Source organism: Nocardia sp., from assembly GCF_025465275.1.
GTDB lineage: Bacteria > Actinomycetota > Actinomycetes > Mycobacteriales > Mycobacteriaceae > Nocardia.
On record NZ_JAODNK010000137.1, the window covers coordinates 12,867 to 27,169 of the forward strand.

Annotated in this window: 17 protein-coding genes; 5 read left to right on the forward strand and 12 right to left on the reverse strand. The window is 66.5% G+C overall.

Annotated elements, in window-relative coordinates:
- Nucleotides 1-149: 149 nt before the first annotated feature.
- Complete coding sequence (locus tag JWN03_RS29780) at nucleotides 150-1,382, reverse strand: sensor histidine kinase (protein ID WP_297621967.1); 1,233 nt, start codon at nucleotides 1,380-1,382, stop codon at nucleotides 150-152.
- Nucleotides 1,379-2,062, reverse strand: coding sequence for a response regulator transcription factor (locus JWN03_RS29785; protein ID WP_297621968.1), 684 nt, complete (start codon nucleotides 2,060-2,062; stop codon nucleotides 1,379-1,381). Before JWN03_RS29785 ends, JWN03_RS29780 begins: the two co-directional genes overlap by 4 nt.
- Nucleotides 2,063-2,209: 147 nt before the next feature.
- Here JWN03_RS29785 and JWN03_RS29790 point away from each other — a divergent pair, with 147 nt between their 5' ends.
- Genes JWN03_RS29790 through JWN03_RS29810 form a run of 5 tightly spaced genes read left to right on the forward strand, consistent with a single transcriptional unit; the run spans nucleotide 2,210 to nucleotide 5,448 of the window.
- Nucleotides 2,210-2,458 (forward strand): hypothetical protein, encoded by a 249-nt coding sequence (locus tag JWN03_RS29790; protein WP_297621970.1) that lies wholly within the window; start codon nucleotides 2,210-2,212, stop codon nucleotides 2,456-2,458.
- Nucleotides 2,458-3,411, forward strand: coding sequence for an FAD:protein FMN transferase (locus JWN03_RS29795; RefSeq protein ID WP_297621972.1), 954 nt, complete (start codon nucleotides 2,458-2,460; stop codon nucleotides 3,409-3,411). The genes JWN03_RS29790 and JWN03_RS29795 overlap by 1 nt, the downstream gene beginning before the upstream one ends.
- Nucleotides 3,411-3,980, forward strand: coding sequence for a ferric reductase-like transmembrane domain-containing protein (locus JWN03_RS29800; protein ID WP_297621974.1), 570 nt, complete (start codon nucleotides 3,411-3,413; stop codon nucleotides 3,978-3,980). Before JWN03_RS29795 ends, JWN03_RS29800 begins: the two co-directional genes overlap by 1 nt.
- A complete protein-coding gene (locus JWN03_RS29805; protein WP_297621976.1) occupies nucleotides 3,977-5,206 on the forward strand; it encodes an NADH-ubiquinone oxidoreductase-F iron-sulfur binding region domain-containing protein in 1,230 nt (409 codons plus the stop codon). The genes JWN03_RS29800 and JWN03_RS29805 overlap by 4 nt, the downstream gene beginning before the upstream one ends.
- Nucleotides 5,203-5,448: a ferredoxin gene (locus JWN03_RS29810; protein ID WP_297621977.1), complete on the forward strand. Its 246-nt coding sequence runs from the start codon at nucleotides 5,203-5,205 to the stop codon at nucleotides 5,446-5,448. The genes JWN03_RS29805 and JWN03_RS29810 overlap by 4 nt, the downstream gene beginning before the upstream one ends.
- A gap of 21 nt (nucleotides 5,449-5,469) precedes the next feature.
- Here JWN03_RS29810 and JWN03_RS29815 read toward each other — a convergent pair whose 3' ends face one another.
- The 10 genes from JWN03_RS29815 to JWN03_RS29860 form a co-directional block, all read right to left on the reverse strand.
- A complete protein-coding gene (locus tag JWN03_RS29815; protein ID WP_297621979.1) occupies nucleotides 5,470-5,889 on the reverse strand; it encodes a YdcF family protein in 420 nt (139 codons plus the stop codon).
- Nucleotides 5,890-6,301: 412 nt separating this feature from the next.
- Nucleotides 6,302-6,961, reverse strand: coding sequence for a nicotinamide riboside transporter PnuC (gene pnuC / locus JWN03_RS29820; protein ID WP_297621980.1), 660 nt, complete (start codon nucleotides 6,959-6,961; stop codon nucleotides 6,302-6,304).
- A gap of 284 nt (nucleotides 6,962-7,245) precedes the next feature.
- Nucleotides 7,246-7,461, reverse strand: a complete 216-nt coding sequence (locus JWN03_RS29825; protein WP_297621982.1) for a hypothetical protein — start codon at nucleotides 7,459-7,461, stop codon at nucleotides 7,246-7,248.
- Complete coding sequence (fadD11, locus tag JWN03_RS29830; RefSeq protein ID WP_297622123.1) at nucleotides 7,458-9,182, reverse strand: fatty acid--CoA ligase FadD11; 1,725 nt, start codon at nucleotides 9,180-9,182, stop codon at nucleotides 7,458-7,460. The genes JWN03_RS29825 and fadD11 overlap by 4 nt, the downstream gene beginning before the upstream one ends.
- 29 nt (nucleotides 9,183-9,211) lie before the next feature.
- On the reverse strand, nucleotides 9,212-9,442 hold the full coding sequence (locus JWN03_RS29835; RefSeq protein WP_297621984.1) for a hypothetical protein: 231 nt from the start codon (nucleotides 9,440-9,442) through the stop codon (nucleotides 9,212-9,214).
- Nucleotides 9,439-10,350 (reverse strand): short-chain dehydrogenase/reductase, encoded by a 912-nt coding sequence (locus JWN03_RS29840; RefSeq protein WP_297621986.1) that lies wholly within the window; start codon nucleotides 10,348-10,350, stop codon nucleotides 9,439-9,441. The genes JWN03_RS29835 and JWN03_RS29840 overlap by 4 nt, the downstream gene beginning before the upstream one ends.
- A complete protein-coding gene (locus tag JWN03_RS29845) occupies nucleotides 10,350-11,813 on the reverse strand; it encodes a flavin-containing monooxygenase (RefSeq protein WP_297621988.1) in 1,464 nt (487 codons plus the stop codon). Before JWN03_RS29845 ends, JWN03_RS29840 begins: the two co-directional genes overlap by 1 nt.
- 2 nt (nucleotides 11,814-11,815) lie before the next feature.
- Complete coding sequence (locus JWN03_RS29850) at nucleotides 11,816-12,109, reverse strand: aldehyde dehydrogenase family protein (RefSeq protein ID WP_297621990.1); 294 nt, start codon at nucleotides 12,107-12,109, stop codon at nucleotides 11,816-11,818.
- A 176-nt stretch (nucleotides 12,110-12,285) separates the two neighbouring features.
- Nucleotides 12,286-13,377: a PDR/VanB family oxidoreductase gene (locus JWN03_RS29855; protein WP_441343083.1), complete on the reverse strand. Its 1,092-nt coding sequence runs from the start codon at nucleotides 13,375-13,377 to the stop codon at nucleotides 12,286-12,288.
- Nucleotides 13,377-14,270 (reverse strand): metal-dependent hydrolase, encoded by an 894-nt coding sequence (locus tag JWN03_RS29860; protein WP_297621992.1) that lies wholly within the window; start codon nucleotides 14,268-14,270, stop codon nucleotides 13,377-13,379. The genes JWN03_RS29855 and JWN03_RS29860 overlap by 1 nt, the downstream gene beginning before the upstream one ends.
- Nucleotides 14,271-14,303 lie beyond the last annotated feature (33 nt).

Below are 14,303 nucleotides of genomic sequence, written 5' to 3' on the forward strand. Positions count from 1 at the left end.
GATTCACACTGTCGCGCAACAAGCCCTGAAACCAGTCAGATCCCACGACAGCGGGATACGCGACCTCACCGGTCTGGAATCCCAACGAGCGACGGCGTCACCCCCGAACAACATGATTCGTAGAGGTTTCTTGGAAGGGTGGCTGCAATTCAGTGCTCGGGATCGGCAGCGGGCAGGCGCAGAGTGAATGCGGCCCCGTGACCAGGCTCGCCATCCACGATGATGCTGCCGTGATGGGCCTCGACGACCTCCCGGACCAGCGCGAGACCGATGCCGTACGGCCGGGCTCCGGCACTGTGCCCGTCACCGTGTGCGAAACGGCGGAACAACCGCTCGGCACGGCGCGGATCGAGTCCCGCGCCGGTGTCGGAAACCGTGACCTCGATGTTGGCATCGGAACGGGCTACACCCAAGGTGACTGTGCCGCCAGGACTTTCGTGATTGAGCGCATTGTCGGTCAGGGCAAAGAGCGCCCGACGCAGCGCAGGCCGGACTCCGACGACGAGCGCGGGCTCCGACGAGATGACGACCTCGACCGCGATATCACGGGAGTTCGCGTGCGCGACAACACTTTCCCGAACTTCCCGGCACAGCTCGGCCAGGTCGACCCGTTCGGTCCGGGCCGGCTCACGCTCGGCGGCAGCGACAGTCAGCAGATCGTCGACGATATCGGAGAGCGCACGGGTATCGGCGACCAAGCCGTGCAACTGGTCGGCGACCACGGCGTCGAGATCCTCGCGTTCCGCTCGGCGGGCGAGCAGTTGTGCTCGCGTGTGCAACACAGTCAGCGGCGCGCGTAATTCGTGCGACGCATCGGCGACGAAACGCCGTTGTAGTTCCAACGCGGCGACCAACGGCCGGATCGCGCGCCGGGAGAGCAGCACCGACACGGCGCCCGCCGATACCAGGCCGGCAACCTCCGCGATCAGCAGCGCCTCGAGCAACCGGTCCCGGCTGCGCTGCCACGGTGTCAGATCCGCCAGCACAGCAACCCTGCGATTGTGGCGTTGGACCACCACCAGCGCTCGATAGTCCACGTCCTTCGCACGCAGGTCGTGATAGCCGGTGGAGCCGGTCACCAAGGCCGTCATCGGGGCTGGCGCGTGTGCGCTGAGGAGAATCGAACCGTCCGGTCGTGCGATGGCGAGCGACATCCCTGGTGGAGGGTCGTCCACATCGTCGACCTGCGCGGCCACCTCGGACAACTGTGCATCGATCTGACGGGACTGGATGTGCGAGTCGACCACGTAGAAGACGACACCGACGAGCAGCAGCACCGCGCCCAGCGCGAGCGTTGTCTGCACCGCCGCCATGCGCGTGGTGCGCCGCAGCATCACGGCCTCGGGCGATAGTGCGACGGGCAGGCGGCGGCCTGTCCTCATCGGGTGCCCAGCCGATATCCGACGCCGCGCACGGTATCGACCGCAGTGCGGCCGAGTTTGCGCCGCAGGTAATGCACATACGTGTCGACGGTGCCGCCTGTGTCGGCCCGATCGAACACCAACTCCAGCAACTGCTGACGCGTGAACACCTGCCGCGGCGACCGGGCCAGCACCGTCAGCAACGCGCATTCACGCTCGGACAGCGCCACCTCGTCTGTACGTCCGCCCGGATCGACCACGGTCCGAGACGCCGGCACCAGTAGCCGTGCGCCGACCGGCAGCGCGGCCACGGCGGTCAGATGCCGGCGATGCAGCGCCCGCACCCGGGCCAGCAGCTCGGGAATCTCGAACGGCTTCACCAGATAGTCCTCGGCGCCGGCGTCCAGACCCTCGACCCGATCGGCCAATGTGCCACGTGCGGTGAGCACCAGCGCCGGTGTATTGACGGCGCGCCCACGCAAGGCCCGCAACAGGTCCAAGCCCTCCAGCACCGGTATCCCCCGGTCGATGATCAAGACCTCGAATTCGAGGGTCAACGCCGCATGCAGTCCGCGCTGACCGTCGGGGGCGATCGTGACCTGATAGCCCTCCTCGATCAGCAGCGCCGAGAGCATCTCGGCCAACTGGCGATCGTCCTCGACCAGCAGCACCCGCGGCGCGGTGGTCTCCGAGGTCGTCATGGGAACCAGCCTGCCACTCCCGGCCCGAATCGGGCGACCCGCAGCTACCTCGCAGCCGAATTCTCAGAGCGCTCCAAGAACCATCGCGGATGCTGAAGCCATCGGCCACCGCAGACAACTCGTCCGAGCATCGAGGAACAGGTAGACATGGCCCAACTACATCCGCACCGGCGATCCGGCCGCACCGCGACGCTGGCATTGGCCGCGATCAGCATCGCGGGCACGCTCGGCGTCTCCGTGCTCGCCTACAGCAGCACGCACAGTTCCGCCGCACCTGCGACCTCGGACACCGGTTCCACCGCGCCGTCCGATTCGAGCAACGCACCCGACTCCGGTACCGCACCACAGGTCAGCAGCGGGTCCGGGTCGTCGCACGCGCGGTCGCACGGATCGTGATGACAACCCGAACGGGCGAACTCCGCACCGGCGAAGCTACTTTCGCCGACTGGTCGGTGTGGGGAACCACAGCACGGTTGGTGGTGACAGACCCGGATTCGCTGCCCGCCGCGCGAAAGCTGGTGTGCGAGCATCTGATTGCCGTAGACCTTGCCTGCAGCCGGTTTCGTGCCGACTCGGAGATCTCACAGCTCGCCGCCCACGGCGGCGGCCGGTTCCCGGTCAGCGAGCTGTGCGCCGAATACCTGCGTGCCGCACTGACAGTCGCGGCGCAGACCGCTGGGGACGTGGACCCGACGGTCGGCGCGGCGCTGGTGGAGCTCGGCTACGACCGCGATTGGGAACTCATCGCCGGCTCCGACACCGGTGCGCCGGTGCCGCTGACCATCACTCGCCGAGCCGACTGGACACAGGTGACGCTCAACGAGCGAATAGTCACAATGCCCGCCGGTGTACAGCTCGATCTGGGCGCTACCGCCAAAGCGGTTGCGGCGGACCGGTGTGCGCGTCTGGTCACCGAGCAGCTCGGCTGCGGAGTGCTGGTCGGCCTGGGCGGCGACATCGCCACCGCGGGACCCGCGCCGGCGAGCGGGTGGCAGATCCTGGTTCAGGACGACGCGGGCGAACCGGCCTGCCAGGTGCGACTGCCGGCCGGGGCGGCCCTGGCCACCTCCAGCACACTGCGCCGGCGGTGGTGGCGCGGCGGCCTCCCGGTGCACCACATCGTGGACCCGCGCACCGGTGTGGCAGCCGAAACCTGCTGGCGCACTGTGACGGTCGCCGCCGAAACCTGCCTGACCGCCAATGCGGCCAGCACCGCGAGCATTGTTCGCGGACGCGATGCACTGGGCGGCCTGCGCCGATCCGGACTGCCCGCGCGGCTGGTGGACCGAACAGGGCGAGTCGTCACTCTCGGCGCGTGGCCCACTGAACCGGAAGATCGGAGTATCTGATGGGGCAGACCGGGATAGACCAGGCGCTGTGGGCATTCGGACGCGGTACCGGAATCATCGCGCTCATCCTGCTCACCGTGTCGGTGGCGCTGGGCGTCGCCGCGCGCTCGGGTCGAGCCGTGCTGCTGCCGCGTGCCGGGCTCGCCGAATTCCATCGCGGCGCGGCGCTGACCGCGGCCGTGCTCGTTGTCATCCATGTGTCGAGCCTGCTGATCGACCCGTACGCACAACTGCGCCTGCTGGATGTCCTGGTGCCCTTCGCTGGGCAGCGCCGGGCGATCTGGCTGGGGCTGGGCACCGTCGCGGTGGATCTGCTCGTCGCGATCACGGTCACCGCACTTCTACGACATCGATTGGGCCCCAATGTCTTCCGAATGGTGCACTACGCAGCCTATGCGCTATGGCCGATCGCGTTCGCACATGCGCTCGGCACCGGCACCGACGCCGGCCGGCCGTGGATGCTGTTGATCGCCGCCGCCTGTCTGCTCACCGTCATCGCCGCGGTGATCTGGCGTCTCGGCCGCGAATTCGATGTGTACCACCGCATACCCGAACGGAGCTTCCGATGAACAGCGCCCGCACCGCTGCCCCACCACGCGGCGTACGCCGCCTGCTGGTCGCGGCGAGCCCCGATCTGAATGCCCACCTCGCCGCCTACGGACCGCTCCCGGCCGGTCAGGCCGCCACACTCATCGACACCGTGGCCGCCGCCGGATTGCGGGGTCGCGGCGGCGCGGCATTCCCGACCGCGCGCAAGCTGGCCGCGGTCGCCGCCGGCTCCCGCCCGATCGTCATCGCCAATGGCGCCGAGGGCGAACCCGAGAGCAGCAAGGACGCCGTCTTGCTCACCCGCGCACCGCATCTGGTGCTCGACGGTCTGGCGGCCGCCGCGGACGCGGTCGGGGCCCGCGAATGCCATCTGTACGCCCCGGAGCCGGCGCTCGTCTCGGTGCGCCGCGCACTCGCCGAACGCCGGGCAGCCGGGTACGACCGGCATCGCGTCGAACTCACCACTGCCGCAGGACATTTCCTCGACGGCGAGAAGACCGCGGTGATCAATCGGATCGCCGGGCGGGCGGCCCTGCCCAGCGATCACATGGTGAGTACCTCGCGGGCCGGACTGCGCGGTCGCCCGACCCTGGTCCACAATATCGAGACGCTCGCGCACATTGCGCTGATCGCCCGGTACGGCGCCCGCTGGTTTCGTGAGATCGGCACCGCCGACGAACCCGGCAGCATGCTCGTCACCCTGTCCGGCGCCGGCGTCCTCGAAGTACCGCTGGGCATGCCACTACTGGACCTGATCGCCTACGCCGGGTACACCGATCCGATCACCGTGCGCGCGGTGCTGATCGGCGGATACCACGGCGCGTGGATTCCCGCCGGAGCACTCCGGGGTACCACGCTATCGGCCGCCGCACTGCGTCCGCTGCACGCTTCGCCGGGAGCGGGCATCATCCGAGTGCTGCCCACCACCGAATGCGGGTTGCGCGTCGCCGCCGAGATCACGTCCTACCTGGCCGACCAGAGCGCGGGTCAGTGCGGGCCGTGCCGGTTCGGATTGCCGGCCTTGGCAACAACTCTCGCCGACCTGGCGGCAGGGCGGCCCACCGATGTTCACGAGATCGCCCGGCTCGCGGGCCTCGTCGACGGCCGCGGCGCATGCCACCATCCCGACGGCACCGCACGTTTCGTCCGCTCCACCCTCGCGGTCTTCGCCGACGACGTCCGCGCGCATCAGCACGGCACCTGCCGAATCGCCTATGCCGCAACGAGAATCCTGGTGCCCCGATGAACCACCCCGACTCCGGTCACCGCGACTCGGAACTGCACATCGACTGGACCCGCTGTGCGGGGCGCGGCTTGTGCAGCGACCTGCTCCCCGAAACTCTGTCCCGCGATGACTGGGGCTACCCGATCGCGCGCGACGGCCGCCGCCGGCCCCGCCTGGCACCGGCACAGACCGCCGCCGCCCGTGATGCCGTCGACCTGTGCCCCCGTCTAGCCCTTCGCTTGCTTCCGCCACATCGCGATTGAAGCTCACATCGGTCGGCGGATCTATCGGTGGGTCATCGCCTGGTAAAGCCACTCGAACCGGGGTACTTGCTCGGGGGTCACGGTACCGACCACGTCTACCCCCGCCTCGATGAACGTCCTGACAGCACGGGCAATGTGGTCGGCCGAAGTCACGACGACAGCGTCTCGTGCGCCGATCTCGCGAATGATCGCTGCCGAATTGTCGGCGTTGTCCACGGTTGATTGAGCGTCCTGCTCCAGATGGATTCGATTTGCCGAAATGCCATGCAAGACAAACCAATCCCCCATCGCCTGCGCTTCGGTGACACCGTTGCGCGCATTGCCGCCCGTGAGGATGACAGGTGAGGAAGGTGCCAGCAGTGCTTGGACGCATCCGGCTTGTAGCCGCTCGACGAGTTCCGGCCGCATCGCGCCGTCAGGCAGCAGACCGTAGCCCAGCACGACGATCGCGGTGGCAGGACCGCGAGGAGCGGGTAGCGGTCCGGACGGGAATTGGTCGGCCCAATCGGACGACCCGGATGCCGAGCCCGACGACGATCCTGCCGATCCTGACGACGATCCGGCCGACCCCGAGTCCGCGCTCGCGATCCCGGTGGGCAGGCTGATCAGAGTGACGGCTGTCGCGATCACTCCCAGCCACACGACGGAATGCCTCATTCGGTCCCCTTGCGCTAACGGTCGGATGGCTGGAGCCGAGCATTATCGCTACATCGCCGCTATCGTATGCGCTGTGAAAAAAAGCGCGAAGAGGACACGCAGAACGGCTGCTGGAGTTCCGCCGTTCTAATCACTGTGTACGTCAGAATCATTCAGGACAATACGATGTATACCGCTGGCGCCGCCCTGGCCTTGCTTATAAACCGCCTTGGTTATGTGGGATGGCAGTGTTCCCGGCGACCACGAAACCGTCTCGGCGAGCGCGGTATTCGCGGCGCCAGCGGATGAAACCGAGCAACACCAGCAGAAAGAAGACTCCGTAAACGGCGCCCGAGGCGTACAGCCCGGATTTCAGCGCCAGCGGCACACCGACCAGGTCGACCAGCATCCAGATGATCCAGAAGTCCACCAGCGCCCGGCTCTGCGCGAAGGTCGCAATGGCGCTGCCGACGAAGACATACGCATTGGCCCACGGCGACCACGCGATGTGCAACCACGAAAGATGCGCGAACAGTTCCGCCACCAGTACCGTTCCGGCCACGAGCAGTCCCAGCAGGGTCAGCCGCTCCCGGCGGGAACCCGGCCGCACCAGCAACTCCCGATGGTCCCGGGTCCCGCGGGTCCACGCCAGCCAGCCGTAACAGGCCAGCACGAGGAACAGCAACTGCTTGAGCACATTGCCGGGCACGTGCGCGTGCAGGGATGCCGACAACAGCAACAGCGCACCCGCCAATTGCACGGGCCAGGTCCACACCGTCTTGCGTATGGCCAGCCACACCACCGCCAGCGACAGCACGTTCCCGATCGCGTCGGTCCAGAGCACATGCTCCCCGAACAACTCGAAGGCGGCGTTCACGCCGCACCACACCGATCGGTCATCCCGAATTCCTCGGACTTCGCAGGCATCCGGACCTCCTTCACGGCTTGTGAATCAGCGCTGCCGAATTCCGGAGCGTACACACCTGTCGGCGACAACCGCGCCCCCACCACCGCGTATTCCATCACGATCGCCTGGTTTTCGATCCGGTCGGATTGCCCGGACCGACAAACTCCGAACGTGGCGAACTGGTCTCGGTCTGCGCGCTTGTCGAGAGTGGCTCGTGACCACAGTCATTCAGGGCCTACCCGGTCGTAGAAACGTCAACCGCTTCGACGCAGGCGTTGTCCTTCGTCGGCACTCGAAGCGAGGCTCACCGACCACACGGGAACGAAAGCGACGTCGTAATCCGCCATCGAGAGTCCGGAGTCGAGGTTGAGGCGGTGTTCTATGGCCCGGTCGAAGCGTCGATGCATCTCGGTGAACGCCTGCCACGCGTCTTGTTCCCGGGGGGTCAGCCAGCGCACATCGTCGTTCACGGTGCCGAAAGCTTCATCGTCAATGTCACTTCGTCGCCCCCGGCTTCCCAGAAGGTGGGCAGAATGCGGAACCGTTTCACCTGCTCGACGGCGGAGAGCTTGGCATTGCCCGCGGCGATTCCGGTGGCGATCTGTTTGACGGTGACCGGGTCGATGGACAACGCCGCTGCCGACGCATCGCTCAGATTGCGCTGTGCCGCATAGGGACCCGCGCTCTCGGCATCGAGCACGACCAGTGCCGTGTTGTACGCTCGGCCGTCGCCGATCGCCGCCATCACACCGATGAGTGGGGTCGCCGCCTTGATGGTGTTCTCGATATTGGTCGGCGACATGTTCTTGCCGGAGGCGTTGATGATCAGTTCCTTCTTGCGATCCACGACACGCAGGAAGCCCTCGTCTGCGATCGTCACGACATCGCCGGTGTGCAGCCAACCGTCGGCATCGACCGCCTCCGCGGTCTTCGCAGGCTCGTCGCGGTAGCCTTTCATCACCAGCGGACCGCGCACCAGCAACTCACCGTCGGCAGCAAGGCGTGCCTCCATGCCCGGCAGCAGCTTTCCGACGGTGCCGAGTTTCGCGTCGGCCGGATGGCTGACGCTGCAGATGCAGGTGAGCTCGGACATGCCCCAGATCTCGGCGATCGGAATACCCAGTCCGGCAAAGAATCCCAGGGTTTCCGGCGGGATCGGCGCGGCGCCCGACATGGCCCACCGCAGTTGGTCGAAGCCGAGTTTCGCGCGCAGCTTCGACAGCACCAGCTCATCGGCCTTGGCCCAGTCGGCAGCGACCTCGGCCGGCACCGGCTGGCCGGCAAGCTGATATCCGCTGCGCGCGGCGGCGACCGACAGCGCCCACTGCATCCCCTGCCGGCGGCTCTCGTCGGGTTCGCTGGCGACGACGAATTCGATTGCCGCCTTGAGCTTTTCCCATACCCGAGGCACCGCGCCCCAGATGGTCGGGCGGACATCGGCCAGGGCGGGGCCGATCTGTCTCGGATCCGCGACGACGGTCACCTGGGTGCCGAAAACCTCTTGCATATACAACGCGGTCAGTCGATCGGCGATGTGCGCCGAGGGCATGAACGAGGTGATGCGGTCACCGAATCGGAAGTCCAGCACTCCGGCGACCGTGTACGCCTCGAACAGCAGGTTCGCGTGGGTGGTCTCCACACCCTTCGGATTGCCGGTGGTACCGGAGGTGTAGATCAAGGTCGCGGTGTCTTCGGGCCGCACCGCCCGCCAGGTCGTGTCGAAGTCGAAATCGGCTGCGCCGCCTGCGATCAGCTCGGCCACCGACAGGGTTCCCGCCGGTGCGTCGTCGACACACACGATGTGGTCGAGTTCGACGCCACTCGCAATGATCCGCTCGACATACCCGGGTTCGCATATCACCACGCGCGCACCGGCATTGCCGAGTATGTACGCGAGCTGTTCGGCGGAGGAGGTGTTGTACACCGAGAACGAGGTAGCGCCGATGTGCTGAGCGCCGACTTCCAAGGGGTAGAAGTCGATTCGGTTCGCCATCATCAACGCGACGGTGTCGCCGGGACGCACACCCAGCGCGGCCAGCCCGGCCGCGACCTCGCGTACCTGCTCCGAATATTGCCGCCAAGTCAGTGTTTGCGTGCCGCCGGGAGTACGCAACGCCACGGCATCGGGATCGACGGCGGCGATGTGCTGGAACGCTGCGCACAGCGTCTCGAAGCGAGGAGTGGTCAGGATAGGACAGCCTTTCGAGTGTTCACGATGCTTCAGACCGCGACGGCGGAGGCGGCGTCGAGATTCGCGGTGATGAATCGGGCCGCGGCGCGGTACGCCGTGCGCGATTCGGGAACCAGCGCGGGCGTGGCCTGGGCAATGACTTGCCGCGCGGCCCACAGGCCGTACCGATTGCCCGGCGCCATACTGGTGACGGGGCGCACCGTGTACTCCGCCACCTGGCGAAACACCCTGGCACGCACCGAACCTCGATCGGTGGTCACGGCAGTTCCCTGGCGTCACGCCGCTCGATCGCGCGGGCGCGATCCTCGACCAGGTGGACCAGCTCGTGGATGCGGGAATCTCGGGCCAGCCGGCTGTCCAGCGCGACATTCACCAGCCCGCGCAGTAGGGAATAGGGCTCCCAGCCGATCGGTGCGATGGTGCGGGGCGCCCGGCGAGCAATGCCGTCGGCGATCGTCGCGGCCGCCTCGTGCGCGGTGATCCGCACACTGAGCGGCCAGGGCAGCATGTCGCCCAGTCGCCGGCCCAGTTCGTCATTGTCGAGAGTGTCGTGGGTCATCGCCGTTTCCACGACGCCGAAGTAGGCGACACCAGCGCTCGCCCCGTGTGCGGCCAACTCGACCCGCAATGCGCGTCCGAGTTGCTCGACCGCCGCCTTGCTGATCATGTACGGCGAACCACCCACACCGGGCGCGAACGCAGCAGCCGAAGACACCACGACCACATGGCCTTTCGCCGCGACCACATGGTCGAGCGCGGGGTGCACGGTATTGAAGACACCGGTGAGATTGACACCGATCACCCGATCGAAATCGCGTCCCTCGATGACACGCAATGTCGCAGGCTTCGGCACAATCCCCGCATTCGCGACGACGACATCGAGCCGGCCGAACTGCTCCACCACTCGCGCGGTCGCCCGCGCCATCGCTTCGCGATCGGCGACATCGGCGCCGATCGCCATGGCGCGTTTGCCGAGCGCATCGGCCGCGGCACATGCGGCCTGCTCGTCGATATCGGCCAATGCGACCGACGCGCCGCGCGCGTACAGGATCTTCGCCAGCTCCGCACCGATGCCCTGCCCGGCCCCGGTGATCAGCACCGCCTTGCCGCGCACATCGAAGGATCGCCCGGCGATCCAGCCGAGCGGATTGAGTGCTCCGATGCCCATCAGGCGTTCACCTCGTACGAGTCGATATCGAATTGGCTGGTGCGGCGGCGGTATTCGAAACTCCAGTTCGGATACAGGCCCGCATTGTGGCCGTCTGCGGTCGTGTAATAGCTCTGGCACCCGCCGGTGAGCCACACCGTCGAGCGGCTGCGCTGCTCCATCTCGTCGAGGAACGCCTCCTGCACCTCGGGCCGCACCTCGACGCGCTGCGCGCCACGGGACCGCATCGTCTCGAGTGCGTCCACAATGTAGGTGATCTGCGACTCGATCATAAAGATCGCCGACTGGTTTCCCGCCGCACCGAACGGCCCCAGGGTGCAGAAGAAGTTCGGGAAGCCCGCGAGCGCGGCACCCAGATAGCTTTGCGGCCGTTTCGAATACACCTCGGCCGCCGTGCGGCCGTCACAGCCGACGAATCGCTCGAATGCGCCCGGGACCGATTCGAAACCCGTTCCGTAGATGATGGTGTCGACCGGATGCTCGACGCCGTCGCGGGTCACGATGGAATGCGGCCGCACCTCCGCGATCCCGGCCGTGACGACCTCGACATTGTCCTGATCGAGGGCGGGAAGATAGGCGTCGGAGAAGATAGCCCGCTTGCAACCGATCATGTAGTCGGGCGTCAGCTTCTTACGCAGCTCCGGATCGCGGACCTGACGGCGCAACTGCATCTTGCCCAGCAACTCGTACGGGTGCCGGAACCGGTTGTCGACGAATCCGATGAGACCGAATCCCTCGATCAGTGTGTAGTAGCTGCCACGAATTGCCTTGCCTACCAGCGGGACCCGACGCAATAGGGATCGCTCCAGCACGGAAGTCGTGCGATCCATTCGCGGCACGATCCAGGGCGCCGACCGCTGGAACAGGGTGAGGTTACCGACCTTCGGCTGGATCTCGGGCACGATCTGCACCGCCGAAGCGCCGGTGCCGATCACCGCGACCCGCTCCCCCGTCAGGTCGTGCTCGTGATCCCAGTGCAGCGAATGAAATGCCTTGCCCTCGAAGGTCTCCAGGCCCGGCAGCGACGGATACTTGGCGGCGTTGAAGATGCCGGTCGCGGAGAGCAGGAAGTCCGCGGTGAGGGTGCCGCCCGCGGTCTCGATCCGCCAGATCGACTTCCGCTCGTCCCAGGTCGCGTTCACTACCTCTGCGCCGTAACGGATCTGGCGAGCCACATCGTGCTCGGTCGCCACCGAGCGAAGGTATTCGAGGATCTCCTGCTGCTTGCCGTAGGTACGCGACCAGTTCGGGTTCGGCGCGAACGAATAGCTGTAGAGATGCGACGGAACATCGCACGCGCAGCCCGGATAGGTGTTCGCCTGCCAGGTGCCGCCCAGGTCGTCGGCGCGTTCCAGGATCACCAGATCCTCGAACCCCGCCTCGCGCAACTTGATCGCGAGCCCGATACCGGCGAATCCGGAGCCGACGATGACGATGTGTTTGTGCTCGGTCTGTCCGGCCATGGCTATTGGATCCTTCCGTGCAGCACCGAGACCAACGTGTCGACAACCGCGTCGACGGTGGCGCTGCGCTTGAATGTGGTGAGCGCCAGCGGAGATGGAAAGCGTTGCTCCGTAGTCGCTTTGGCGTAGGTGAATTCGCGGAGTCCGTCGGGTCCGTGCACCCGGCCGAAACCGGAGCCGCCGACGCCCCCGAGCGGCAGTGTCGGGATGGTCGCGTGCGCGACAAAGGCATTGATCGAGGTGCCGCCCGCGCGGATCCGGTCGGCGATCTGCCTGCCGTGCCGGCGTGAGAACACGGTGCAGGTCGCCCGTCGCGGGATCGCGAACCTCGAAGGTCGCTTCCGTGTCCGCCACGCGAACGTCGGTCGGTACGGTCATTACTTGTCCTCCCCGTGGAGGATCGGGGCCGATCCGCCGAAAATGTGGCCGTAGCTAGGTGCCATGGACGACATTGTCCTTCCTTGGTTTTCGGTCAGAGGTCGAGCACGAGCGACTCGCCGGCCGCGCGGGATACGCAGGTGAGCATGTAGTCCTCACGCTCGGACTCGAGCAGGGTCCGGTCGCGGTGATCGACCCCTCCGGCGAGCACCGCGACCTTGCAGGTACCGCAGAAGCCCTGCTGGCAGGAATAGACGACGCCGGGAATCTCACGTCGAATCGCCGCGAGAGCGGGCTCGTCCGCGCCGACCCGGATTGTCGTCCCGGTACGGGCCAGCCGGAGGTCGAACTCTTTCCCGTCGACAACCGGCAGCGCCGAAAAGCGTTCGGTGTGTAGCGATCCCGTCGGGTTGACCACGAACATCGTCCGCTGCGCCGCCCCGAGAACCGGCGGCGGACCGCATACATACACGGCCGCACCGGGTTCCGCACGGCCGATCAAATCCGCGACCTGCGGCACACCGAATTCGTCGTCCGGACGGATCTCGAGCTCGCCCCCGGCGCACTCGCGTAATTCGTCCAGGAACGGCATAGTTTCGCGCGACCGGCCGAGATAAACCATCTTCCAACGAGCTCCGGCCGCATCTGCGGCTTTCACCATCGGCAAGATGGGCGTGATCCCGATACCGCCCGCAACGAAGAGATATGAGGGCGCGTGGATAAAGGTGAATGCGTTGCGCGGCCCGCGAATTCGGAGCGGATCGCCTGCGCGCAGGGCCTCGTGGACCTCGCGCGATCCGCCACCGCCGGCGTGGATCTGCCGGACGGCTATCCGGTACCGCATCCGGTCCGCCGGATCACCACACAGCGAGTACTGCCGCTGACGGCCGGAGGGCAGGAAAACATCCAGATGCGATCCCGGCGTCCACGCCGGCAGCCGCTGCCCGTCGCGGGCGACGAGGCTCAGGCTCACTACATCCTCAGCCTCCGCACGGACCGACTCGACGACGAGATCCAAGTCGAATCCCGTGCGCCGCAACGGATTCGATCGCGACAACAACTGCGCGGACTTCCTCTCGGCGAACACCTGCCTGTAGGCATCCATCACCGCACCGAGTACCCGCAGGCTCACTGGTGGCACGAATTCCTGCGCCGCCATGCCGTCCTCCACCACAGCGGTTCCCATCAGTGTCCGGCCGCGCGAGCTGCGGGCGACTGCGCCAGATACCGCACCGCCGCGTCCATCGGTCCCAGATGTGAGGGATGAAAGCCCGGGCGCAGATAGCGCGGGATCTCGGTGAAGAACACCGAAGCATTCGGGATGACTCCGCGCACAGTCGCATTCACGAACTGCAGCGGCCAGAACCTGCCCTTATCCGGTTCGGGATCCTTGCGATACAGATGGGCCGTCGACACGATGAACAAGGGCAGCAGCGCGGCACTGGCGAGCAGCGCGGTGCGGGCCTTACGTGCATAACTGCCGTCGACATACATATAGGCGTCGTAGACCACGCTGCGGTGCTCGACCTCTTCGGCGCCGTGCCAGCGCACCAGATCCAGCATCGTCGGATGCATACCCTTTTCCTCGAGGATGTCGGCCTGCAGCAGCCACTCCCCGAGCACGGCGGTGTAGTGCTCCATGCCGGCGAACAAGCCGAGGCGCTCCTTGAGCCACTCTTCCTTCGCGCGACCGGTCAGGCCATGATCACCCAGGACCCGATCCACCAGCCAGGTCACCTTGGCCACGTACGACTCGACATCCAGCCCGATCGACTGCAAATGCCGGCGCGCACCCTCGTGGCTGCTGGCGTGCATCGACTCCTGGCCGATGAAGCCCGCGACTTCCTCGCGCAGCCGCTCGTCCTCGATCAAGGGCAACGCCTCGGCCAGGCAATTGGCCATGGCCCGCTCGCCCTCGGGAAGCACCAGGTGCATCACATTGACGATGTGGGTGGCCAGCACCTCGCCGGGGATGTAGTGCATCGGCACCGACTCGAAGTCGAAATGGACGTCGCGAGCATTGATCGCATGCGCTTCGTCGCCGTAGTGGTGCCTCGTCGCACCAGCCTTGTCAGCCATAAATTCGACCGTACAGCGCAACAAATAACATTG